The organism is Candidatus Campylobacter infans (genome assembly GCF_013416015.1).
In the GTDB taxonomy this organism is placed as follows: Bacteria; Campylobacterota; Campylobacteria; order Campylobacterales; family Campylobacteraceae; genus Campylobacter; species Campylobacter infans.
In genome coordinates this window covers 980965-1005212 of the sequence record NZ_CP049075.1, presented here as the reverse complement: position 1 = coordinate 1005212, position 24248 = coordinate 980965, and the positions used below count along the sequence as shown (strand labels likewise).

General features: G+C 36.8%; 22 protein-coding genes. 11 read left to right on the top strand and 11 right to left on the bottom strand.

The annotated features are described in order from the left end of the window. The first annotated feature begins 3 nt into the window (after nt 1–3). Nucleotides 4–504 carry a diheme cytochrome c gene (locus CINF_RS05070; RefSeq protein ID WP_179974724.1) on the top strand — a complete coding sequence of 167 codons (501 nt, stop codon included), beginning with the start codon at nt 4–6 and terminating at the stop codon, nt 502–504. Beyond that, a complete protein-coding gene (locus CINF_RS05065) occupies nt 497–1603 on the top strand; it encodes a cytochrome b/b6 domain-containing protein (RefSeq protein WP_179974723.1) in 1107 nt (368 codons plus the stop codon). Before CINF_RS05070 ends, CINF_RS05065 begins: the two co-directional genes overlap by 8 nt. A 115-nt stretch (nt 1604–1718) precedes the next feature. Here the strand turns inward: CINF_RS05065 and CINF_RS05060 are convergent, their stop codons facing one another. The 4 genes from CINF_RS05060 to radA all read right to left on the bottom strand — a co-directional run bounded on the left by CINF_RS05060 (nt 1719) and on the right by radA (nt 4937). Continuing rightward, nucleotides 1719–2060, bottom strand: a complete 342-nt coding sequence (locus CINF_RS05060) for a hydrogenase maturation nickel metallochaperone HypA (RefSeq protein ID WP_178695329.1) — start codon at nt 2058–2060, stop codon at nt 1719–1721. A 72-nt stretch (nt 2061–2132) separates the two neighbouring features. Continuing rightward, nucleotides 2133–3155 (bottom strand): hydrogenase expression/formation protein HypE, encoded by a 1023-nt coding sequence (gene hypE / locus CINF_RS05055; protein ID WP_179974722.1) that lies wholly within the window; start codon nt 3153–3155, stop codon nt 2133–2135. 10 nt (nt 3156–3165) lie between these two features. Further along, nucleotides 3166–3588 carry an rRNA maturation RNase YbeY gene (gene ybeY / locus CINF_RS05050; RefSeq protein WP_179974721.1) on the bottom strand — a complete coding sequence of 141 codons (423 nt, stop codon included), beginning with the start codon at nt 3586–3588 and terminating at the stop codon, nt 3166–3168. 2 nt (nt 3589–3590) lie between these two features. Beyond that, the gene (radA, locus tag CINF_RS05045; RefSeq protein ID WP_179974720.1) at nt 3591–4937 is read right to left on the bottom strand and encodes a DNA repair protein RadA; all 1347 of its coding nucleotides are present in this window, start codon (nt 4935–4937) and stop codon (nt 3591–3593) included. 181 nt (nt 4938–5118) lie between these two features. Here radA and CINF_RS05040 point away from each other — a divergent pair, with 181 nt between their 5' ends. The 7 genes from CINF_RS05040 to CINF_RS05010 all read left to right on the top strand — a co-directional run bounded on the left by CINF_RS05040 (nt 5119) and on the right by CINF_RS05010 (nt 15404). Beyond that, nucleotides 5119–6246: an efflux RND transporter periplasmic adaptor subunit gene (locus CINF_RS05040; protein ID WP_179974719.1), complete on the top strand. Its 1128-nt coding sequence runs from the start codon at nt 5119–5121 to the stop codon at nt 6244–6246. Nucleotides 6247–6256: 10 nt separating this feature from the next. Continuing rightward, complete coding sequence (locus CINF_RS05035; protein ID WP_179974718.1) at nt 6257–9412, top strand: efflux RND transporter permease subunit; 3156 nt, start codon at nt 6257–6259, stop codon at nt 9410–9412. Continuing rightward, the gene (locus CINF_RS05030) at nt 9390–10799 is read left to right on the top strand and encodes an efflux transporter outer membrane subunit (protein WP_179974717.1); all 1410 of its coding nucleotides are present in this window, start codon (nt 9390–9392) and stop codon (nt 10797–10799) included. Before CINF_RS05035 ends, CINF_RS05030 begins: the two co-directional genes overlap by 23 nt. A 29-nt stretch (nt 10800–10828) precedes the next feature. Beyond that, nucleotides 10829–12136, top strand: a complete 1308-nt coding sequence (locus CINF_RS05025) for a UDP-N-acetylmuramoyl-L-alanyl-D-glutamate--2,6-diaminopimelate ligase (protein WP_179974716.1) — start codon at nt 10829–10831, stop codon at nt 12134–12136. 75 nt (nt 12137–12211) lie between these two features. Beyond that, entirely contained in the window at nt 12212–12553 is a 342-nt protein-coding gene (gene panD / locus CINF_RS05020) for an aspartate 1-decarboxylase (protein ID WP_178695322.1), read from the top strand. A 57-nt stretch (nt 12554–12610) separates the two neighbouring features. Continuing rightward, nucleotides 12611–14254 carry a methyl-accepting chemotaxis protein gene (locus tag CINF_RS05015; protein ID WP_179974715.1) on the top strand — a complete coding sequence of 548 codons (1644 nt, stop codon included), beginning with the start codon at nt 12611–12613 and terminating at the stop codon, nt 14252–14254. A gap of 118 nt (nt 14255–14372) precedes the next feature. Then, nucleotides 14373–15404 carry a cytochrome-c peroxidase gene (locus CINF_RS05010; RefSeq protein ID WP_179974714.1) on the top strand — a complete coding sequence of 344 codons (1032 nt, stop codon included), beginning with the start codon at nt 14373–14375 and terminating at the stop codon, nt 15402–15404. A gap of 146 nt (nt 15405–15550) precedes the next feature. On the opposite strand, the gene CINF_RS05005 is transcribed toward CINF_RS05010, so the two are convergent. The 4 genes from CINF_RS05005 to CINF_RS04990 form a co-directional block, all read right to left on the bottom strand. Continuing rightward, nucleotides 15551–17077 (bottom strand): 2-isopropylmalate synthase, encoded by a 1527-nt coding sequence (locus CINF_RS05005; protein ID WP_179974713.1) that lies wholly within the window; start codon nt 17075–17077, stop codon nt 15551–15553. A gap of 93 nt (nt 17078–17170) precedes the next feature. Then, entirely contained in the window at nt 17171–17917 is a 747-nt protein-coding gene (gene pssA, locus CINF_RS05000; protein ID WP_179974712.1) for a CDP-diacylglycerol--serine O-phosphatidyltransferase, read from the bottom strand. 106 nt (nt 17918–18023) lie between these two features. Then, entirely contained in the window at nt 18024–18524 is a 501-nt protein-coding gene (locus CINF_RS04995) for a threonine/serine exporter family protein (RefSeq protein WP_178695317.1), read from the bottom strand. Further along, a complete protein-coding gene (locus CINF_RS04990; protein WP_179974711.1) occupies nt 18521–19297 on the bottom strand; it encodes a threonine/serine exporter family protein in 777 nt (258 codons plus the stop codon). The genes CINF_RS04995 and CINF_RS04990 overlap by 4 nt, the downstream gene beginning before the upstream one ends. A 131-nt stretch (nt 19298–19428) precedes the next feature. Between CINF_RS04990 and fumC the strand changes: the two genes are divergently transcribed. Continuing rightward, on the top strand, nt 19429–20850 hold the full coding sequence (fumC, locus tag CINF_RS04985; RefSeq protein WP_179974710.1) for a class II fumarate hydratase: 1422 nt from the start codon (nt 19429–19431) through the stop codon (nt 20848–20850). A 145-nt stretch (nt 20851–20995) separates the two neighbouring features. Beyond that, a complete protein-coding gene (locus CINF_RS04980; protein ID WP_179974709.1) occupies nt 20996–21364 on the top strand; it encodes a YkgJ family cysteine cluster protein in 369 nt (122 codons plus the stop codon). Between the two features lie 270 nt (nt 21365–21634). Here the strand turns inward: CINF_RS04980 and CINF_RS04975 are convergent, their stop codons facing one another. The 3 genes from CINF_RS04975 to folP all read right to left on the bottom strand — a co-directional run bounded on the left by CINF_RS04975 (nt 21635) and on the right by folP (nt 24237). Then, nucleotides 21635–22255, bottom strand: coding sequence for a tetratricopeptide repeat protein (locus CINF_RS04975; protein WP_179974708.1), 621 nt, complete (start codon nt 22253–22255; stop codon nt 21635–21637). A gap of 181 nt (nt 22256–22436) precedes the next feature. Further along, nucleotides 22437–23036, bottom strand: coding sequence for a tetratricopeptide repeat protein (locus tag CINF_RS04970; protein WP_179974707.1), 600 nt, complete (start codon nt 23034–23036; stop codon nt 22437–22439). 46 nt (nt 23037–23082) lie between these two features. Beyond that, nucleotides 23083–24237: a dihydropteroate synthase gene (gene folP, locus CINF_RS04965; RefSeq protein WP_179974706.1), complete on the bottom strand. Its 1155-nt coding sequence runs from the start codon at nt 24235–24237 to the stop codon at nt 23083–23085. Between the last annotated feature and the right edge of the window lie 11 nt (nt 24238–24248).

The window sequence follows — 24248 nt, the reverse complement described above, 5'->3', positions numbered from 1 at the left end:
AAAATGAAAATTTTAATGCTGATTTTTGCGCTAGTTTTTAGCTTAAATGCAAAAGGGCGTCTTGAAATAAAACCTGTGGATAATCAATTATATAAAAAAGAATGTGCTAGTTGTCATTTTGGCTATGCGCCTGGGCTTTTGCCCCAAAAATCTTGGGAGCATATTATGGCGAATTTACAAAACCACTATGGCAGCGATGCTAGCTTAGATGAAAGCGAGCATAAGGATTTGCTAGAATATATTTTGGCAAATTCAAGCGATAAAGCAATGGAGTATAAAAGAAGCGCAAAGATTACAAAATCGCTTCAACCTGGCGTTTTGTATGAATCAATCACGCAAATTCCATATCACATCAAAAAGCATAAAAATCTTGAAAAATGGATGATAACGCAAAAAGAAGTAAAATCTTTATCAAATTGTATTGCCTGTCATAAAAAAGCCGAGCAAGGTATTTATGGCAAAAAAAGCATAGAAATACCAAATTATGGGGCTTGGCGTGATTAAAAGCTATATTTGGGGCTTTGGGCTTAGATTTAGTCATTTGTGGCTAATTTTAACCTTTATATTTGCTTATATTTTAAGCGATATGAAGGGCGCATTGTATTGGCATATAGTCTTTGGCGCGCTTTTTGCTCTGGCTTTGATTTTTAGGATAATTTGGGGTTTTATCGGCACAAAATATTCAAAATTTAGTGATTTTAATTTTAGGGATTTATTTGGATATTTTGCTTCGTTTTTTGGGCAAAAAAAGCGGTATTTAGGGCATAATCCAGCATCTTGTGTGGCGATTATTTTAATGCTGATCTTAGGGCTAGTTTGTGCTGGCTCTGGTTTAATTTTATATGGAATAAATGAAAATAGCGGAATTTTTGCTTTTTTGTATGATGAATATGTTAAATTTGCTTTTGCCGAGCCTTTACATAAAATATCGGCAAATGCGCTTTTAGGCTTGATAATAATCCACACTTGTGGTGCTTTGATTGATAAGTTTATTTACAAAAATGATGCCTTAAATGCCATGCTTACTGGCTATAAATTAAGCTTAAAAAATGAAACTATAACTTTTAATAATTTCCAAAAAATCTTTACTTTTATATGGATTTTTGGGCTTTTTGGGGCTTTGATTTATTTTTTAGATGAACAAAATTTTATTTTAAAATCGCGCGCTGTTTTTAGTGATTTTGGTGCGCAAAATGCTGAGTTTATGAAAGAATGCGCTAGTTGCCATATGGCTTATGCGCCTTGGTTTTTGCCTAAAAAATCTTGGGAGCTTATGATGGCTGATTTAGAAAATCATTTTGGCGATGATGCAAGCATTGATGAAGCTACAAATAAAAGAATTTTAGCCTTTTTACAAGCAAATAGCGCCCAAAATAATGCTAATAAAATAGCATTTAATATTTTAAAATACGCTAAAAATGATGAAAATATCGCCATCACCCAAAATGAATATTGGATAAAAAAACATAAAAAAATTAAGCCCGAAATTTTTAAAAATGAAAAAATAAAATCTAAATCAAATTGCCTTGCTTGCCATATAAATATAGATAAGGGCGTGGTTGCCAAGGCTTTGATAGATTATAAAATGGTAAGAGGATTTTAAAATTTGGCTTAATTTAAAGCGATAAAAAGTAAAAATTAAGCAAATTTTAAAATTTACAGTGAAATTTTAAAAAAAAAATTAAAATTTTAAAGTTGTAAAAATCTATAAAACGCGATTAAATCATCTCTAAACGCATTAGCAAAATATCCTCACCAGCTGTTACTTTGATATTTTTGCTTTTGCAATTTGGGCATAAAAACTCATCTAATTCTATATAGCTATTAAACCCGCAATCAGCGCATTCAATCATTATATCTTGGATTTGTATCAAAAGCTCGGCATCAGCACAAATCGTGCCTATTTTAAACGCATCAAAGGCATTTTTTAAATAATAAGGCTCAACCCCGCTTAAACGCCCGATTTGTATTTCTATTTTACAGATTTGCTTGCTAGCATTTTGCATAGCGTTTGTTTCACAAAGTTTAAAAAGATCTTGAACTATTGATAATTCGTGCATTTTATGCCTTTAAAATTTTATGATTTTTAATTGTAGCAAAATACTACAAATTTTACACAAAAATGCCACAATCTAGCAAATCCTAGGCAGCAATTCGCCCTTTGGCGCTTGTAAAAATCTACTAGCTCCATAAGCATTTTCTAAAATTACGCAGGCTTTATTTTTTAGCACGGGATTTTCATTTAAAATTTGCCCTATGCAAGCTGCGTGTTGATTGTGCTTTTTTAAAATTTCAAGTGCTTTGCTTTCGTCTTTTTCATCTAGGGCTAAGATAAATGTTCCTTCATTTGCTAATTCATAAGCCTCAAATCCCAAAAGCTCACAAATCCCCATTACTTCATCGCTAACAGCTATTTTGCTTTCATAAATTTTAATGCTTTTATTGCTAGCATTAACCCATTCATTTAGCACAGCACTTAGCCCGCCACGCGTAGCATCGCGCATACAAAGCACATCAATTTTTGCATCCAAAAGCTCAAAAACTATATTATGTAAGCATTTACAATCACTTTTTAGCTTGCTTTGCATATTATGCCTGCTAGCCATCAAAGTAGCTCCATGCGCGCCTATATCGCCACTTAATAAAATTTTAGCCCCAGCTTTTAGGCGAGAGAGTCGGGCTTTGTGTTTTGTGAGCGCGATGCCTGATGTGTTGATAAAAAGCCCATCGCAAGCACCCTTTGGCACTACTTTTGTATCGCCACATATTATTTTTACACCAGCATCTTCTGCTGTATTTTTCATACTTTCAAGGATTTTTTTAAGTTTGCTAAGGCTAAAACCTTCTTCAATTATCAAAGCACAACTCAAATAAAGCGCCCTAGCGCCAACCATAGCCAAATCATTTATCGTCCCACACACTGCTAGCTTGCCTATGTCGCCACCTTCAAAGATTAAAGGGCTTACTACAAAGCTATCTGTGCTAAATGCTAGATTTTTAAAATTTGGCAAAAACTCCGCAAAATCCAGCACCGCACTATCATCGCCACGCCTTAAAATTTCATTATCGAAAATTTTAAAAATCACATCATTTATTAGCTCGTTCATTTCTTCGCCACCGCCACCACAAGCTAGCATAATTTTATCTGTTTTCATTTGGCCTCTTTTAGTTGGAATTTCTTATTATCAGGCTTTTTGGTAGATTAAAATGCGATATTATCAAATGCTCAGCCTGGCGCATTTGCCCGCTATCGTTTTCGTGATCAAAGCCTAAAATATGAAGCAAGCCGTGCGTAAAAAGCAAGGCTATTTCATCATCTTGGCTGTGTTTTAATTCATCTGCTTTTTGCTTTACAAAATCCACGCAAATCACAATAGAGCCAAGCAAATCAATAAAACCTTGCTCATAAGGAAAGCTTAGCACATCAGTGGGGTTATTTTTAGCGCGTTGTTTGAAATTTAGCTCTTGCATCTTAGCACTATCAATAAATAAAAGCTCAATACCTCCACCAAGCTTGCTAAATTTCATTAAAGCAAAACTTAAAATTTCATCTAAAATTTTTGGATAATCTTGCTCACAAAATATCATCTTTACATCCATTCTAGCATTTGGGTTATTTGCTTGGTGCTATAAATTTTAAGCCCTTCAAATTTACTTGTAGGTTTGCTAGGGCAAATCACATTTTTAAAATGTTGCATTTTGGCTTCATTTAGCCTGGCATCAAGGTTGAAAACATCGCGTATTTCGCCATTTAAGCTTAGCTCGCCAATAAAAATGCTCTCTTTGCTAATTGGGCGATTTTTAAAACTTGAAATAATAGCAGCGACCACAGCTAAATCGCAAGCAGTTTCATTGATTTTGACCCCGCCAGTAACATTTATAAAAACATCATAATGCCCCAGCATAAGCTCTAATTTACGCTCTAATAACGCTAAAATCATATCAAGCCTGTTTTTTTCAAAGCCCGTGGTGCTTCGTTTTGGATAGCTGCTTTCACAAACTAAGGCTTGAATCTCCACAATTAGCGCGCGCGAACCCTCCATTGTAACTGTGATTGCTGAGCCACTAGTTGCTAGCCCGCGCGTAAAAAATTTAGAACTCGCATCTTTTGCGCTAATTAACCCTCGTTCGCTCATTTCAAAAATCCCAACCTCGCTTGTAGAGCCAAAACGATTCTTAAATCCACGCAAAATCCGCAACTCCCTACTAGAATCGCCCTCAAAATACAACACCACATCAACCATATGTTCTAAAATTCTAGGCCCTGCAATAGAGCCTTCTTTGGTAATATGCCCGATGATAAAAACGCTGATATTTTTAGCCTTTGCAAGGCGCATAAGCTCAAAGGTGATTTCTCTAACTTGTGAGATTGAGCCGGGCGTTGAGCTAATTTTATCGCTATAAAGAGTTTGGATTGAATCAATTATAAGCACCTTATAATCGCGTTTTGAAATTTCAGCGATGATTTCATCTAGGTTTATTTGCGTTAATAAATATAATTCTTTATGCTCGGCATTTAAGCGCGTAGCACGCATTTTTATTTGGCTTTGGCTTTCTTCGCCGCTTACATATAACACAGGTGAGGCGGTGCTACTTGCTAGATTTGAGGCGATTTTTAAAAGCAAGGTGGATTTGCCGATGCCAGGACTACCACCAACTAAAACCAGCGAACCAGCAACCAAACCTCCACCAAGAACTATATCAAGCTCGCTATCGCCTGTGCTAATGCGTGAAATGCTTTGTATTTGTATATCTGTAATGCTTTGTGCGCTTTGTTTGTTTAGTGTGTGGGATTTTATTTGCTCTAAGCTTTTAATTTGCTCAGCACTTAGCTCGCTTATACTCTCAAAAGCTCCGCAATTTGGGCATTTGCCCAGCCATTTGCCGCATTGATATCCGCATGCTTGACACTCAAAAATGCTTTTAGTTTTTGCCATATTCTACCTTTAATTTAAGCGGGCGCATTTTAGCAAATTTTATTAAAGAGTAAAAATAAAATTTGAGCTTAAAGCTAAGAATAGTTAATAAAAATTTATAATTAATTTACCCATATTTTTACTTTTTTTGGCTACACTCAGTTTTCATTTAAAATTTAAGATAAAACTAAGGAAGGCATGCATGAATAAATTATTATTGTGCGGTTTGGGAGTTTTGGCGCTATTTATTAGTGGCTGTGGTAAAGAGCAAGAACAAAAAGGTCAAATGGCCTTGCCTGTTACGACAATGACCTTAAAAAAGGCGGATTTACCACTTACTTTGGAATTTAACGGACAAACTGTGAGTGATTTAGATGTGGTAGTGCGTGCAAAAGTTAGTGGCACGATAGAAGAGCAGTTTTTTGCCCCTGGTCAAGCTGTTAGCTTAGGTGATAGACTTTATAAAATCGATGAGGCTAAATATAAGGCTGTATTTGAGAGCGCCCAAGGTAGTTATCAAGCTGCGCTCTCACAAAGCCAAAAAGCACAAGCTGATTATGCCAGAGCCAAATCTTTGCGTGCTAAAAATGCCATCGCACAAAAAGATTATGATGCTGCCATAGCTACGCTAAATCAAGCAGAAGCTAATGTAAAAACAGCACAAGCTAATATGAAAAATGCTCAAATAGATTTAGAGTATTCGCAAGTAACCGCACCTTTTGATGGTGTAGTAGGCGATACACGCAAGGATGTAGGGAGCTTGGCTAGCGTGGGCGATGAATTAGTAAGACTTAGTAAATTTGATCCTATTTTTGTAAAATTTGGCGTTTCTGATATAACTAGACTTGATATAGATAATAATCTAGCAAATGGCGCATGGAAAAGACTTCAACCTAGCGTTAGCATTATAATAAACGGACAAGAGCAAAGCGGGAGTTTGGTTTTTATAGATAATGTTATCAATCAAAACACGGCCACGGTTGATGCTAAGGCGATATTTGATAATAAAAATGGCTTGATTAGGCCAGGGATTTATACTAAGGTTAAGGTTTATGGTTTTTATGCAAAAGATAGTTTTGCCGTGCCACAAAGTGCTATATCACAAGATATAAAAGGCTCGTATGTGTATCTTTATAATAATGGCGTAGTAGATAAAAAATATATAAAAATTGCAAGCGAAGATGGCAATAATTATATAGTTTCAAGCGGATTAAATGATGGAGATGTGCTGATTTTAGATAATTTCAAAAAAATCCGTCAAGGCGCAAAGGTTCAAATAATAGAGCAAAAAGCCCTAAATGATCAAAATGACAGCAAAAACGCTAAATAAAGGCTAAAAAATGTTTTCAAAATTTTTCATAAATAGGCCGGTATTTGCCAGCGTTGTTTCTATTATAATAATAATAGCTGGGCTTGTATCGCTTAGTGTTTCGCCTATTGAAGAATACCCTAAGCTTACACCGCCACAAATTGTAATATCAGCTACTTATAGTGGTGCTGACGCTACTACCATAGCTGAAACTGTGGCCTCACCGCTAGAAAATGCAATAAATGGCGTTGAGGGTATGATTTATATGCAAAGCTCATCAAGTTCATCTGGTTCGATGAATTTAAATGTGTATTTTGATACAAGCACAGATGCGCAAACCGCAAGCGTAAATGTAAATAACTTAGTTTCGCCCGTGCTAAATACCTTGCCAGAAGATGTGCGCCGCGTTGGTGTAAGCGTTTCTGAGCGATCTGGCTCTATGCTTGCGGTTCTTTCATTTTATGATGAAAGTGGTGTGATGGACGCTGTGGAGCTAAATAATTATGTTAAATTAAATATCGTAGATGAATTAAAGCGTTTGCCAGGGGTTGGTGATGCGATGGCACTTGGTAGTAAGGATTATTCTATGCGTGTTTGGGTAAATCCTAATTTATTAAAGCAATATAATCTAACTACCACCGAGGTAATAGCTGCCATTCAAGAACAAAACAGCCAATACCCAGCTGGTAAAATCGCACAAATGCCAATGGAAAAAGATAATGCTTTTGTGTATATCATTCAGCCAGAAGGACGCTTAAAAACAGCAAAAGAATTTGAAAATATCATAATAAGAGCCGATGAAAAAGGCAATTTTTTAAGATTAAAAGATGTGGCTAGGATAGAATTAGGCGGAGAATCATATATTATAAATGGTAAATTAAATGGCAAAAATATGACGCCTGTTATAATCTCTCAAAAAAATAGCGCAAATGCCATAGAAGTTGTTGATAATGTATTAAAAGCACTTGAAAAAATGAAGCCAAATTTTCCAAGCGGATTAAATTATTCAGTGCTTAATGATAATACAAAATTTGTAAAGGTATCTATTAAAGAGGTTATTAAAACTTTTATTGAGGCGATGATACTTGTTACTATTGTAATGTATTTATTTTTAGGATCTTTGCGTTATACCTTTATACCATTGCTTGCGGTGCCTGTGTCGATTTGTGGTGCTTTTATTGGTATTTATGCTTTTGGTTTTTCTATAAATTTAATTACGCTTTTTGCCTTGGTTTTGGCTATTGGTATAGTAGTAGATGATGCTATTATTGTAATAGAAAATGTCGAGCGCGTTTTACATGAAAATTTAAATATTTCTGTAAAAGAAGCCACAATAGAAGCTATGAAAGAGATTACTACGCCGGTTATTTCAATAGTGCTTGTGCTTTCTGCTGTGTTTATACCGGTTTCATTTATGGAAGGCTTTGTAGGCATTATGCAAAGGCAATTTGCGCTTACTTTGGTTTCAAGTGTGTGTTTTTCTGGTTTTGTGGCACTTACGCTTACGCCAGCACTTTGTGCGATGCTGTTGAAAAGAAAAGAAGAGGAACCTTTTTGGGTAGTAAGAAAATTTAATGAATTTTTTGATTTTTCTACTCGCGTGTTTTCAGCAGGCGTTGCTAAGGTTATAAGGCATGTTGCGTTTTCGCTTATGATAGTGGTGATTTTTATGGTGGCGATGATGCTTTTATTTAAGGCTACACCAAAAGGCCTGGTGCCAAATGAAGATAAAGGCAGTATTTTAGCAGCTGTTACCTTGCCGCCTGCTGCTAGCTTGCACCGCACAGAAGCTAATATGGAGTTTTTGCGTCAAATAGCACTTGAAGATAAAAATGTAATAGATATCGGGCTTGTAGCTGGATATGATTTAATAGGCGGTGCGCCACGGGAAAATGCTGGGGCTATGTTTTTTATCTTAAAGGATTGGAGCGAGCGCTCTGGTTATGAAAATTCTAATTTTGCCATAGCCGATAGATTAAACAAAAAATATTTTATGATGGATAGGCAAGCACTTAGCTTTGTTTTAGTGCCACCACCGATTATGGGGCTTTCTCTCTCAGGTGGTTTTGAGCTATACGCACAAAATTTAGATGGCAGAAGCTATAATCAAATAGAAGAGGATATGCAAAGAGTATCCGCAAAAGCTAACGCTCATCCAGCGCTTAAAAATGTGCGAACCACGCTAGATACAAATTTTCCACAATACAACCTAACGATGGATAGAGAAAAAATTAAAATGCTTGGCGTTAGCATTGCTGATATTTTTTCTACTTTAAATTCCACCATAGGTCAGTATTATGTAAATGACTTTAATATCCTTGGTAAAAGTTTTAAGGTTTATTTGCGGGCTGAGGCTAGTTTTAGGGATTCTCCACATGATATAAACTCGCTTTATGTGCGTGGTCGTAGTGGTGAGCTAATTGCGCTTGATTCTTTGGTGCGCTTGGAGCGTTCATTAGGGCCTGATAGCGTGGATAGATTTAATGGTTTCCCAGCAGCTAAATTGATGGGCGAGCCACAAACTGGTTTTAGCTCTGGCGAGGCCATAGATGCAATTTCTCAAATAATACACGAAGAATTACCAAATGGAACTTATAATATAGGCTGGTCTGGCACTTCTTATCAAGAAGTAAATGCAAGTGGCACGGGCGCAAAAGCCTTTGTTTTTGGCTTGGTTTTTGTGTTTTTGATTTTGGCAGCTCAGTATGAAAGATGGCTTATGCCTCTTGCTGTAATTACAGCCGTGCCGTTTTCGGTGTTTGGTTCGCTTTTATTTACTTGGGCGCGCGGGTTGAATAATGATGTGTATTTTCAAATCGGGCTAATTTTATTGATAGGTTTAGCTGCTAAAAATGCGATTTTGATAGTAGAGTTTGCTATGAACGAGCACTTACATAATGGTAAAAGCATAGCAGAGGCCGCAATTAACGGAGCAAAAATGCGATTTAGGCCAATTTGTATGACCTCGCTTGCTTTTACTCTTGGTGTTTTACCTATGGCATTAGCCACTGGCGCTGGCGCAGCTAGCAGGCATAGCATAGGCACAGGCGTTATGGGCGGTATGATAGCAGCTAGCACGATTTCTATATTTTTCGTGCCTTTGTTTTTTTATTTATTAGAAAGTTATAATAATCGCCGCCGCGAGCGTAAATTAAGGAAAGAAAATGAAAAAGCTAAAAATTTCTAAAAATATAAAATTTGGGCTTGGGTTAGGTTTTATTGTTTTGCTTAGCGGGTGTTCGTTTCGCCCTGATATGCCTGAGGTACAAACAAATGTGCAAATGCGCTATGAGTTTGAGCAATATAATTTAAATGATAAATGGTGGCAAGAATTTAATGATGAGAAATTAAACGAGCTAATCCTTAGCGCATTAGCAAATAACAGCGATTTATTAATAGCATTAAACAATTTAGAGCGCGCACGCATACAAATGAATCTAAGTAAGATTGAGTTTTTGCCAAATTCTACTTTAAGTGGATCTAGCACCAAAGCAAATGCTAATCAAAATAGCTCAAACTCGCACTCTCTTAGTGGCTCAGCCAGCTGGGAGATAGATTTGTGGGGGCGTGTTAGAAATAGTGCAAGAGCTGGCATAGCAAGCTTTAAAGCAAGTCAGTATGATTATGAAAATGCAAAATTAAGCATAATTACAAGCGTGGCAAATACTTATTTTACACTAGTTAGCCTTCAAAACCAAGAACAAATTTTAAAAGATAGCCTCGCAAGCTATGAAGAAACCTTGTCTTATCGCAAAGCTGAGTATGAAAGTGGCAATGTCGATGAGCTTGTTTATTCGCAAGCAAAAGCTAGCGTTGATGATGCTAAATCTCAGCTAGTTAGCTTACAAGATAGTTTAATTAGCACGCGCACGGCACTTGCTTTATTAGCCGGTAAAGATACTAGCTTTATTTTAAATGGCGATCTTATAAAAACAACGCCGGGCGATGAAATAAGCGCGCCTACTATCCCTAGTGGCTTAGGTGCTGATATTTTAGAGCGCAGGCCAGATGTAGCAGCTGCACTTAAACGCCTAAAAGCAGCAAACGCCCAAATAGGCGTAAGCATCGCTAATTTTTTCCCTAAAATTAGTCTAACTGGCGTTTTAGGATATACTAGCCCTGAGTTTGATAGATTGATAGTAAATGAAGCTAAGAATTGGAGTTATGGTGGTTCGTTGGTGATGCCACTTTTAGATTTTGGGCGCACTTATCAAAATACAAAAATTGCCTATAAAGATCAAAACGCCAGTCTTTTAAACTATGATAAAACGCTAAAAACAGCACTTGGCGAGGTTCATGATGCCCTTAAACTTCGCCAAAATGCCAGCGAAAAATTAAAAGCTTCAAGGAATTTAAGAGATTCGTGGCAAAAGGTTTTTATGCTTACTAAGGCGCGCTTTAAAGAAGGTTATAGCACGCATTTGGAGTATTTAGACGCGCAGCGTGGTTTGCTATCTGCTAGGCTAAGCTATGCTAAGGCTAGATTAGGCATTGCAAATGCGGTTGTTGAGGTTTATAAGGCCTTAGGCGGCGGCTTTAAACTTGAAAAGCCACTAGATAGTGATTTGGATTAAAATTTATTTAATTTTATAAGGGGCTGGTTATGATTTTAAAACTTAGCGATAATTATATTTGTGATAATTCGCTTGAATGTGAGAAAAATTGCTATTTTGTTCTTACCAAAAGCAATGAAAAATTTTTAGCCGATGCCAAAGCAAAAGGCGCACAAATCATCACCCCAGCCAAGGCGTATGAGCTAGCAAAAATCCCAAAAGATTTAAAAATTATAGGCATAACCGGCACAAATGGCAAAACCACCACAGCCACGCTAATTTCTTACATTTTAAACCGCCTTAACCAAAAATGCCTAAATCTAGGCACAAGGGGCGCTTTTTTATTAAATAAAGAAAATATAGAGCAATTAGCCCCAAAAGGACTTACTACTAATCAATTCTTAGCCACGCTTAGCTTGCTAAAAACAGCTAGCCAGCGCGGGTGTGAGTATTGCGTGATGGAGGTTAGCTCGCACGCCATAGCTCAAAAGCGCATACAATCCTTACCCTTTATACTTAAAATTTTTACAAATCTAAGCCAAGATCATTTAGATTTTCATAAAACCTTTGATGAATACGCGCGCACTAAAAGTGATTTTTTTGCTGATGATGTGATGAAATTGATAAACGCTGATGATGTGAATATAAAATATTTTAAGGCAAATTCTAAATTATATTCTTGCCAAAAAGAAGCAGATTTTTTTATAATAAATAGCGATTTAAGCAAAGGTATTAAAGCAGAAATTAGCGCAAATAATAAAATTTACCACCTTAGCTCGCAGCTACAAGGGCGTTTTAATCTTTATAATATTTTATGCGCCTTTGGTGCTTGCGTTATGCTTGGTTTTGATGGAGAAAAAATCATTAAAGCCATAGCCGATTTTGACGGCGTAGCTGGTAGAATGCAAATAATTAGCTCTAAGCCACTTGTGATAGTTGATTTTGCCCATACGCCTGATGGAATTTTAAAAGTGCTTGAAAGTTTGCAAGGGCGCGATATTATCGCGGTTTTTGGTGCTGGTGGTGATAGGGACGCGCTAAAACGCCCTTTAATGGGAGAAATTGCAGCTAGGTATGCCAAAACTCTAATAATCACAAGCGATAACCCAAGAAGCGAAGAGCCAAACTCCATAATAGCACAAATCCGCGCTGGCATAAACCCAAACACAAAGGCGCAAGTTTTTTGTGAAGTAGATAGAAAAAAAGCGATCAAAATGGCACTAGATTTTGCTAAAAATGATGAAATAATCGTAATCTTAGGCAAGGGCGATGAGGATTATCAAGAAATAAATGGCATAAAATATCATTTTAGCGATAGCGAGTGCGTGCGCGAACTGCTAGCACAAATGAATGCTTAAAATTAACACTATAAAATTAAAATTTTAAAATTTATAATTTAAAATTTAAGCAAATTTTAAAATCAAAGGTAAAAAATGCAAATAAATATGCTTTATTCAAAAATCCACCGCGCAAGCGTAACTGATGCAAATTTAAATTATGTTGGCTCAATCAGCATAGATAAAGATTTAATAAAAGAAGCCAAATTATTCATCAACCAAGAGGTTCAAATTTTAAATATAAATAATGGCGAAAGATTTAGCACTTATGTGATTGAGGGCAAAAAGGGTGAAATTTGCCTAAACGGCGCAGCAGCTAGAAAAGTAGCAATAGGCGATGTGGTGATAATTTTAGCCTATGCTAGTATGAGTTTAGAAGAAGCCAAAATCCATCAACCAACAATCATACATGTAAATGAAAAAAATCAAATAATATAAAGTTGCTTTAATATTGCCGTGCTACAATTCGCGCCATTAAAATTTCAAGGATAAATCGTGTTTGAGCACTTAAAGCTATCTAGTAAAATCGGTCTTGGTTTTGGGGCGGTTATTTTTTTGATGATTATTTTGGTTGTTATGGGCATAGTGCAAATGAATTTTGCTAAATCGCGTTTGCAAACAATGAATGATATAAATGCCAAAAAGCAACGCTATGCTATAAATTTTCGTGGTAGCGTCCATGATAGAGCAATAAGCGTGCGTGATGTCGTGCTTTTAGATGATGAGGCGAGATTGCAAGCAGCATTAGATGATATAAAGCGTTTAGAGGATTTTTATAATGCTGCTAGTGCGAATATGAATGAAATGCTAAAAGACTCAGCCCTTTTTAATAATGAAGAAAGAGCGATTTTAGGGCGCTTAAATCAAATAGCAAATAAAACAAACGCAGGCTATAAAAAAATCATACAATTAAAACAATCTTGGCAAGTAGATGAGGCGAAAAAATTACTGCTTAATGAAGTAGCAAGCGATTTTAGCTTATGGCTAAAAATTATCAATGAATTTATTGATTACCAAGAAGAAGCTAATAATAATTTAACAAAGCAGGTTATGCTTGTGGTAAATAACTTCGTAACAATTATGCTAGTGCTTGCTGGGATTGCTATATTAATAGCTGTGATTATTACGCTATTTACAGCGCGTGGCATCGTGAGTGCCTTAGGTGGCGAGCCAAATGAAGTAAGCAAGGTTATAAAAGAAGTAGCTAGTGGTAATTTAAGCAAAGATGATGTAAGCAAATATCCGCGTAGCATTTTAGCTGATGCAATTAGTATGAAAGACAAATTAAAACAAATCACCATCTTAATAAGAAACGCTTCAAACACCATAGGCGAGCGCACAAACGAATTGATTAAAACTTTTGATAAAGTAAGCATTAGCGTAGATGAGCAAAGCAAAATCACCTCATTTTCAACTAAAATAGTCCAAGGCGTAGTAAGCGGGACAAATGAAATCATGCAAATGACAAATGACACCCGCACTAATTCCCAAAAAGCCACGCAAATATGTAATGAAGGCAAAGAAGATAGCGAAGAAGTAGCCCAAAAAATGCAAGAAATCAATGCAAATGTGGCAAAGCAAGTAGAGCAAATTTTATTGCTTGAAGAAAAAGCAAAAGAAATTAGCGGAGCTGCTGAGCTAATAGCTGAGATTACAGACCAAACAAATCTTTTGGCCTTAAATGCTGCTATTGAGGCTGCAAGAGCTGGCACGCACGGGCGCGGTTTTGCGGTGGTAGCTGATGAAATACGAAACCTAGCCGAGCGCACAGGCACAGCTACTGATGAAATAGCAAACACCATAAAACAAATCCAAGAAGAAACGCAAAACACAGTTACTCTAATAAAATCTGGCGCGCCAAAGGTTCAAGAAGGCTATGAATTATCTAATAAAGTAGCTGATATGCTTGTAGATATTTATGAAAGTTCAAATGATTCTACCCAAAAAGCAGGCAATGCCGCTGTAATGGCACAAAAAGGCGTAGAATCAATGAGTAAATTAGCCAAAAATATAGAAAATATCGATATCACCTCGCAAGAAACCAAAAAAGATATGCAAGAAAACGCAGTCCAATTACAAGCCATGCAAAAAGTAGCACAAGAATTAAGCGATATAATGAAAGCGTTTAAGATTGATTAGTTTATGATCTTTTAGTGTTTTGATTAAAATTTGCCTTGATATTTAAAATTTACCAAGGCATAGCGTGAGCTATAAAAATAACGCTTAAAATTTACCAACTTTAACAAAAGGAGAAACAATGAAAAAATCACTTATATTAAGTACTGTTTTAGCAAGCTCTGTGTTTGCTATGAGTGATGCCGAATTATTACAATCAGCAAAAGATGCAGGTTTAATGCCTTTGCCAACTACGCAAAAAGCAATAGAAGCCGAGCTAAGCAAAAGTGGCGTAAAAGCAAATGTGTATAGTAAAGAAAAAGCAGAACTAGGCAAAAAATTATATTTTGATCCACGCCTTTCAAAAAGTTCTTTGATTAGCTGTAATACCTGTCATAATTTAGGCCTTGGCGGAGTAGATGGCATACCAGCTTCAACAGGCCATAAATGGACGCCAAACCCACACCATGTAAATGCGCCAAGTGTTTATAATGCTATATTAAATACAGCGCAATTTTGGGACGGACGCGCTAGCGATTTAGTAGATCAAGCAAAAGGCCCTTTGACAGCAGAGCCTGAAATGGCTAGCACACCTGAACTAATCGAAAGTCGCTTAAAATCAATCCCACAATATGTAAAAGAATTTAATAAAATTTATAAAGATGGTATTAGTTTTGATAATGCAGCAGATGCGATTGCTACATTTGAGCGCACTCTTATAACTCCATCTCGTTTTGATAAATTTTTAAACGGCGATTTAAATGCCCTAAGCAAAGAAGAAAAAGCAGGCCTTGGCGTTTTTATAGATAAGGGTTGTATAGCCTGTCATACGGGAGCGATTTTAGGCGGGACTATGCAAGCTTTTGAAGTGGCTGGTAAATATGAGTTTGCTAATGTAGGCGATTTTAAAGGCGATGCAAATGGAATGGTAAGAACCCCAACTCTTCGCAATGTAGAATACACAGCTCCGTATTTTCACAATGGCGCGATTTGGACGCTAAATGATGCCATAAAAGCTATGGGTAGCGTTCAGCTTGGCATTAATATCAGCGATAGCGAAGCAAAAAGCATTATCACATTTTTAAAATCCCTAACAGGCCAAATGCCACAAATAATTTATCCTATCTTGCCACCTAGCACAGATGAAACCCCACGCCCGGTTTTGGATTATTAATATAAATTTTAATGCTTGCCACTTTAAAGCAAAGTGGCATTTTTGGCTTGCGTTTTTTTATTAAGATGTAAGTTTAAGGGTGTTTAAAATTTAAAGCGGGGTTATTGCCCCGCTAATTTTTAATGTATTTATGAATAAATTTTAATTTATACCTTCATACTCAAATAGCTATTAAGCGCGGCTATATAGGCCTTTGCGCTAGCTAGCATTGTATCTATATCTAAGCCATGCCCAATAACTGTTTGCTGGCCAAATTTTACTTTCACATCAACCTTTGCTAGCGCGTCCTTGCCCTTGCTTATGGCTGCTACTTTGTAGTCTTTTAGCTCGCCTGCCGAGTTGCTAATTCTATCGATGGCTTTAAAGATCGCATCTATTGTCCCGTGTCCTAGTGCCGCATCGCTAAGTATGATTTCTTCGCCATTTTCTAGCATTTTGCGTATGCTAATGGCTGCGCTTGTGTGGCCATTATTACAAGCTGAGCTGCTAAGTGTTATGATGCTGTAAATTTCAGGGATTTTGGTGATTTCTTCGCTTACAAGTGCGCGTAAATCTTCATCAAAAATTTCTTTTTTCTTATCGCAAAGTGCTTTAAACTCGCTAAATGCGGAGTTTAGCTCGTCCTCGCTTAAATCAAAACCAAGAGTAATTAAGCGATCTTTAAAGGCGTGGCGTCCGCTGTGTTTGCCTAAGACTAAGTTTGTTTTGCTTGCGCCTATATCTTCTGCGCTGATTATTTCGTAGGTTTGTGCGCATTTTAGCACGCCGTCTTGATGAATGCCACTTTCATGTGCGAAGGCGTTTTTGCCTACTATTGCTTTATTTGGCTGTGGTTCTATGCCTGTAATGCTAGCGACTAAGCGACTCGTGGCGTAAATTTCTTTGCTTATAATATTTGTATATAATGGCCCTAGCGCATCTTGGCGTGTTTTTATCGCCATTACAATTTCTTCAAGCGCAGCATTGCCAGCGCGTTCGCCAAGTCCATTTATAGTGCATTCAACCTGCCTTGCGCCTGCTTTAATGCACTCTAAGGTATTTGCTACGGCAAGCCCTAGATCGTTGTGATTGTGGGCTGAGAGTATGGCTCTATCGCCCAAAAAATCAACCATTGCTTTCATTCTTTCATAAAGTTCGCTTGGCAAACGAAAGCCAACGGTATCTGGTAGATTTATCGTGCTAGCACCAGCACTTACAACAGCATCGCAAATTTCTTTTAAAAACTCCACATCGCTTCGCCCAGCATCCTCACAGCTAAACTCCACATCATCAACAAAAGTTCTAGCATACTTTACAGCCTCTACGGCTTTTTTAATTACTTCATCGCTTTTCATTTTTAATTTATGCTCCATATGAATGGGGCTTGTAGCAATAAAGGTGTGAATGCGTTTATTTTTTGCTGGCATTATGGCCTCACCCGCTGCTTTTATATCGCGCTCTAATGCCCTAGCTAAGCTTGCTACGCAGATATTATCTACTTGTTTTGCGATTTGATTTATAGCATCAAAATCTCCAGCACTAGCTGCTGCAAAACCGCTTTCTATAACATCAACTCCAAGCCGTTCAAGCTGTAAGGCTATTTGGATTTTTTCTTCTGTATTCATTGATGCGCCAGGGCTTTGCTCGCCATCGCGCAAGGTAGTATCAAAGATGATTATGTGATTTTTATCCATTGTTTTGTCCTTATTTTAAAATTTTGATTTTGAGATAAAGTTAGTGATAATGGGCATCAGCCCAGCAAATATAATAAATTTTTAATTAAAATTTTAATCATTTTTTATCTCGTTTTTGGCTTTAAGCTTAATATTTTTGGCAAAAAATCTCGCCCAAAAACCGCGGATTATACCATAAAAAATATAAACACTAATCAAAGCGCACGCGCTTTCAAGCGGGTATAAATATAATAGAGAAAAAACTAATAAAAGCGATATTAAAAGCCTTAGAAAATTTGCTCTTTCAAAGCTGATTTTTTTAAAGCTAGGAAAGCGCACATTCGATACCATTAACACCGATAAAACCAGCATTAAAACCAATATAACACTCTCAAAGCCCCTAAAAATCGCATAATGTTGATAAACGCCTATCCAAAAGGCCGCAGTTATAGCAGCTGATGGTATGGGCAAGCCTATAAATACATTTGGCTCTGTATTTTGGCTAGTTACATTAAACCTAGCCAGCCTAATTGCTCCAAATACCACAAAAAGCGCGGCCACAAGGCTACCAAGTCGCCCAAAACTTTGCCCAATGCTATAATAAAACAACACCGCCGGAGCCACGCCAAAGGCTATAATATCTGCTAAGCTATCAAACTCCACGCCAAATTTTGAAGTGGTTTTTGTTAGCCTTGCTACTCTGCCATCAAGCCCATCACAAATCAATGAAAATACAATGTAAATTATAGCCACATCATACTCGGCTCTTACAGCCGCAAAAATACTAATAACGCCTAAAAATGCAGACGCAGCGGTGAAAAGATTAGGCAAAATATAAATTAGTTTTAAATCACTATTCAAATTATCCCTTTTGATTTTCAAGTTTGATTAAGGCTTTTAGTATAGCATAAGTTTATTTAAAAGCATAAAATTTAATTTAATGTAAAATTTTTTAAAATTTTAAAAGCTATTTGATTTTAAAAAGTTTGCTATATCTTGTTAGTTTAAAGCTTTGCTCTACAAAAAGCAATAACACACTAGAAGCTCCAACACCAAGAGCTGCCGTTACTGAAAGCGTGGTAAAAAAATGCTCAAAAAAATCCTTTAAATAAAGCAAGCGCGCATTTTCATCGTGGCTATTTAAAAAAGCTATTAAAAATAAGATTGTTTTATAAGCATAAACGCCTGGTATCATCGGCAATAAAGCAGGAAAGCTAATAATTTCAGATGGTGTTTTTAGGTATTTAGAGCATAAAAGTGCTAATAAACCAACCAAAAATGCCGCCAAAAATGTAGCAAAAGCTAGCATTTCAAAATGATAAATTTCAACTAAAATAGTGCGAAACCCATGCCCCAAGCCAGCCAAAACAGCACTAATTATAAGGGTGCGAAATGGCGGGCGCGCCACATAAGCAAACCCAAGCCCAGCAATGCCAGCAAAAATAATATCGCTTAAAATCATCATCATGGCAAAATTCCTATCCCAAAAACCATAAGCGTGATATAAACGCCTATTGCCATACAAGTAATTAAAATAAAAACATTAACAAACCTGCTAATGCCAACTAAAACATGATAATCTAAAATATCAATCATTGAGTTTAAGAAAAATATCCCAGGTATAAGATACAGCGTGCTTGTGGCTAATCCAATATGCAAGGTTTGAGTGGGTAAAATTTGCGCCCCAAGTGCTAGCAAGGACGATGAAAAAAAGGCTAAAAATAAATGCCAAATGCGTGGATCGATTTTTTTAAGCACACAAAAATGGCGCAAATAAGCACCAAGAAATGCTGAAATAGCAGTAAGCAAGCAAGAATTAAAATCTCCGCCAAAAACCTTACAAAACGCGCCAAAAGCTAAGGCGATGATGAAAAATTCTATAAATTTTAATCGTTTGCGCGGGATTTTCAAGCGATTTAAGTATTCAAATGCCTTGCTAAGCGGGACTAAATTATCGTGAATCTCCCAGCTAAGCGCGCTTAAATCACTAAGCAAGCGCAAGTCTATTTGCACAGGATCATTTGAAAAGACCATGGTTTCTTTATTAGAGCGGTTTTGTGGATCGCTGATTGTAAAGGCTATGTTATTGTAAAAATAATTTAAACTAATTTCATAGCCATATGCTCTAACTAAGCGTTGCGTGCAGCGATTAACGCGCGAAATATACGCACCGCTAGCATAAAGTGCCTTAACATACTGACTTACAAACAAACCCAAATCATTTATATTTACTTTTTGCATTGTTGGCTCGGTGAAAAATTAAGCGCAAATTATAGCTAAATTTTAAACGCTTTTTTAGGCAAATTTTTATTAAAATTTAGCTTTATTTTGTATAATTGCGCCATTTTAAAATTTCCAAAAAGGGAGAAAAGATGGATTTTCGCATAGAAAAAGACACAATGGGCGAGATTAAAGTTCCTAATGATAAATATTGGGCAGCACAAACGCAAAGAAGTTTTGAAAATTTTAAAATCGGCATTGAAAAAATGCCAGATGAGATAATCACTGCTTTTGCTTATCTTAAAAAGGCTTGCGCTAAGGTAAATAACAAACTAGGGCGTTTAAGCGATGAGCGCACAAATGCCATAGCTAAGGCTTGCGATGAGATTGTAGAGGGTAAATTAGCTGGGAATTTCCCGCTAGTAGTATGGCAAACCGGCTCAGGCACGCAAAGCAATATGAATATGAATGAAGTTATAGCAAATCGCGCCATAGAAATACTTGGCGGTGATTTTAGAGATAAAGCAGCCCTAAGGGCTGATGCGCCATTTTTTGTGCATCCAAATGATGATGTAAATAAAGGCCAAAGCTCAAATGATACTTACCCAACTGCTATGAGAATTGCCTTTGTTTTAGAGCTACAAAAGCAGCTTTTGCCAGCGATTGAGCGTTTAGAGCAGACCTTAAATAAAAAAAGTAAAGATTTTGCCAAAATCGTAAAAATCGGCCGCACGCATTTACAAGATGCTACGCCACTTACTCTTGGGCAAGAATTTAGTGGCTATGCGCATATGCTAAAAGCTAGCAAGGCGCAAATCCTTGCGAGTATGCCGTTTTTAGTAGAGCTTGCAATAGGTGGCACGGCTGTTGGCACTGGATTGAACTCTCATCCTAGATTTAGCCAAATGGTAAGCGATGAATTAAGCGTGCTAACTAAAACTGAGTTTGCTTTTAAATCACACCCTAATAAATTTCACGGCCTAACAAGCCACGATGGGGAGGTATTTTTAAGCGGTGCGCTAAATGGCTTGGGCGCAAATTTAATGAAAATCGCAAATGATATAAGATGGCTAGCAAGCGGGCCAAGATGTGGAATAGGCGAGCTAAGCATACCTGAAAACGAGCCAGGTAGCTCAATAATGCCAGGCAAAGTAAATCCAACTCAATGCGAAGCTGTTACGATGGTAGCAGTTCAAATAGCTGGCAATCACGCAAGCGTGGCATTTGGCGCAAGTCAGGGAAATTTTGAATTAAATGTGTTTAAGCCAGTAATTGCTTATAATTTATTACAAAGCATAAGGCTATTAAGCGATGTAATAATCAGCTTTGATGAGCATTGTGCTTATGGCATAGAAGCTAATGAGGCAAGAATTGCTAAATTAATGCATGAAAGCTTAATGCTAGTAACGGCGCTAAATCCGCACATAGGCTATCAAAATGCAGCCTATATCGCAAAAGCAGCACATCACAACGGCACAACCTTACGCGAAGAGGCCATAAAATCAGGCAAGTTAAGCGCAGAGGAATTTGATAAATGGGTGGTGCCTGAGGATATGGTAGCACCAAAAGAATAGCTTTAAAATATAAAATTTTGGCATTTTGCGGATTTAAAATTTGTAAGATGCCAAGGTTTTGTATTAAAATTTTAAGTACAAATTTCAATCTTTTTCAATCTTTTTTATAATAAACTCTTAGCTAAATAAAATTTAAGGCTAAAAAATGATAAAAAATCCTAACTATCCTTTTAGTTTTGACGAAAATGCCTGTAAGAGCTGCGGTGGTAAGTGCTGCGTGGGACAAAGTGGCTTTATATGGATAAATGAAGCTGAAATTTCAGCGCTTGCTAGGTATTTTGGGCTTAGTAAAGATAGGCTAAAAAATGCTTTTATGATTAAAATTAACGGGCGTTATAGTTTGATTGAAAAGCCCTTTGAAAATGGCTATGCTTGCGTGTTTTTTGATACAAAGCGCAAAAATTGTAGCATTTATGAATTGCGCCCAGCTCAATGTAAATCCTTTCCATTTTGGCATTATTTTTTAGAAAATTTAGATGAATTAAAAGCCCAATGCTCCGGCGTGAGAGAGTGAGATTAGCTTAAAACTCTTATCACTTTTTAAGCTTTTGGATAAAATTTTAACAATGCCAAAACACGCTAGAATGAGCCTAGCTTGAAAGGCTGAAAATTTGGGCTTTTTGGTTTGTTGGGAATTTTAAAATTTTATTTAGTGCTTTAAAATAAGAGATTTAAAATTTTAAATTTTTTAAAATTTGCCTACTTAAAATTTACTAAATCATAATGCAGTAGCCAAATTTTAAAATTTTTTAAAATTTCGCTACTTAAAATTTAGCAAATTATCTTAATAGCCTTGCTCGTTTAGTTTTTTGTAGTCATCACAGCCCAGTTGATCGCCTAAATCGCAAGCTTTGCCAAAATATTCTTTGGCATAGCTTTTATCTTGCCTTAGGCCTTGGCCATTTTCATATAAAACTCCAAGATTATAGCAACCCTTGGCATCTCCACCATCGCAGGCTTTTTTGTAAAGCTCGCTCGCTTTTTGATAATCTTGCCTTAGGCCTTGGCCGTTATAATATAAAACTCCAAGATTAGAGCAACCCAAGGCCTCTCCACCATCGCAGGCTTTTTGGTAAAGCTCTCTTGCTTTTTGAAAATCTTGCCTCACACCCTGTGCGTTTGCGTATAACAACCCAAGCGCACCGCAACTCACGGCCACTCCACCATCGCAGGCTTTTTGGAAAAGCTCGCTCGCTTTTTGATAATCTTGCCTCACACCCTGTGCGTTTGCGTATAAAAACCCAAGATTATTGCAACCCCCGGCATTCCCACCATCGCAGGCTTTTTGGAAAAGCTTTGCTGCTTTTTGATAATCACCTGCTTTATATGCCTTGTCTGCGTCATCAAAATCATCAGCCAAAAGCCCGGCGCTTAAAATTAGCGCAGCTAAAATAAGTTTTTTCATTTTTTCTCCTTGTATGAAAATTTTAAATTCAAAATTATGCCAAAATTTTAGCTACTGTTTAAGCCATAAACTAGCGAAATTTTAAAATTTTGTAAAATTTTAATTTTTTGAATTTCTAAAATAAGCCAAACTTTTGCATCTAAGCCCCATGCTAGCGAGGTTTAAAATTTTAAAATTTTACTTATTTATTTAGCATCATATAAGCTTCACAGCCCATTTGCTCGCCTAAATCACAAGTTTTGCGAAAGAAATTTATGGCTTGATTTATATTTTGTCTTGCGCCTTGACCTTTTATATATGAAAGACCGATATTAAAGCAAGCCTTGGCATATTCACCATCGCAGGCTTTTTGCCATAATTCGCTTGCCTTTTGAAAATCTTGCCTCACACCCTGTGCGTTTGCGTATAAAAACCCAAGATTATTGCAACCCCTGGCATTTCCACCATCGCAGGCTTTTGCGTAAAGATCTTTTGCTTTTTTATAATCTTGCCATTGCATATACATAACGCCTAGATTATAGCAGGCCTCAGGCACTTCACCATCGCAAGCCATTTGGTAAAATTCGCTTGCTTTTTGATAATCTTTTTTTACGCCTTGGCCTTCTTCATATAAAGTCGCAAGCATAGTGCAACCCCTGACATCTCCACTATCGCAGGCTTTTTGGTAAAGCTTTGCTGCTTTTTGATAATCTCTTTTGTCATATGCCTTTGTTGCGTCATCAACATCATTTGCCAAAAGCACAGCACTTAAAATTAGCGCAACTAAAATAAGTTTTTTCATTTTTTCTCCTTGTATGAAAATTTTAAAATTTCAATTTTTATAGTTTTTAAAAGGTGATTTTATTTAAGGCAGTTTGCATGGCAAAGGTTTGGGCGTGTTCATATACATCGTGCGTGCGGATTATGCTTGCGCCGTTTTGGACAGCTTGCTGGTGTAAAAATAGCGAGCCTGCTAGGCGCCAAGACGGAGAGCTTGGAAAATACGCATTTATCACGCTTTTACGGCTTGCGCCAACTAGCAAAGGATAATTAAAGCGCAAAAAATGCTCCAAATGCTTGATTAGCACCATATTTTCGTGCGCGCTCTTGCCAAAACCTATGCCAATGTCTAAGATTATATTTTTTATGCCCATTTGCTTCAATTTGGCAAGATTAAGGGCAAAAAACTCATCAACAATCTCTAATATATCGCGCCCGCGTGATTTTTGCTCTATATTTTCTTGCATATTTTCTGGCTGGCCGATTTTATGCATCAAGCAATAACTTGCGCCGTGCTTTTTTGCTAGATTTGCCAGGTTTAAATCAGCACTTATATCATTAACCAAGCCAAATCCGCGCTCTAAGGCGTAATTTAGGCATTTTTCATCAAAGCTATCAAGGCTGAGCTTTACGCGCTCAAAAATTTTTTCTTGGTAAAGCAAATCAATTATAGGTTTAATGCGAGCAAACTCAGCCTCTGCGCCGATATATACGCTACCTGGCCGCGAGCTAACAGCGCCTATGTCTATATAAGTTGCGCCATCATTTATCATTTGTTCGCATTTGCTTAAAAGTTCGCTTGTTTTAGTGCGACTAGATTCATAAAAACTATCATCATTAAAATTTAAAACGCCCATAATTTCAGGTTTTGGCGCGTTATTTTGTTTAAGATATTCATCTAAAAAGTTAGCCAATTCTTTAAGCTTAAAATCTTGTATTTTTTCTTTTTTGGCAAGTAGGGCGAGTTGTTTGTCGTTTGCTATTAAAAGCGCGTTATTTTCATCTGCTCCGCCTAAAATCGCGCTATGCGTGCTAACTAGCTCCGCGCCGATTGAAAGCGCGTCTTGTTTTAAGATATTTGCGGCTGGATTTTTAATGTTTTTTAAAAAAATATAATTTAATTTGGCCTTTGTTTTCATTATTTCTTGGCCGTGTTTTTGCGGTTTTATAATGCCACAAAGCTCGCTAAAATCGCTAGTGTTTGAAATTTTAAAAATTTTCATTTTTTGCCTTT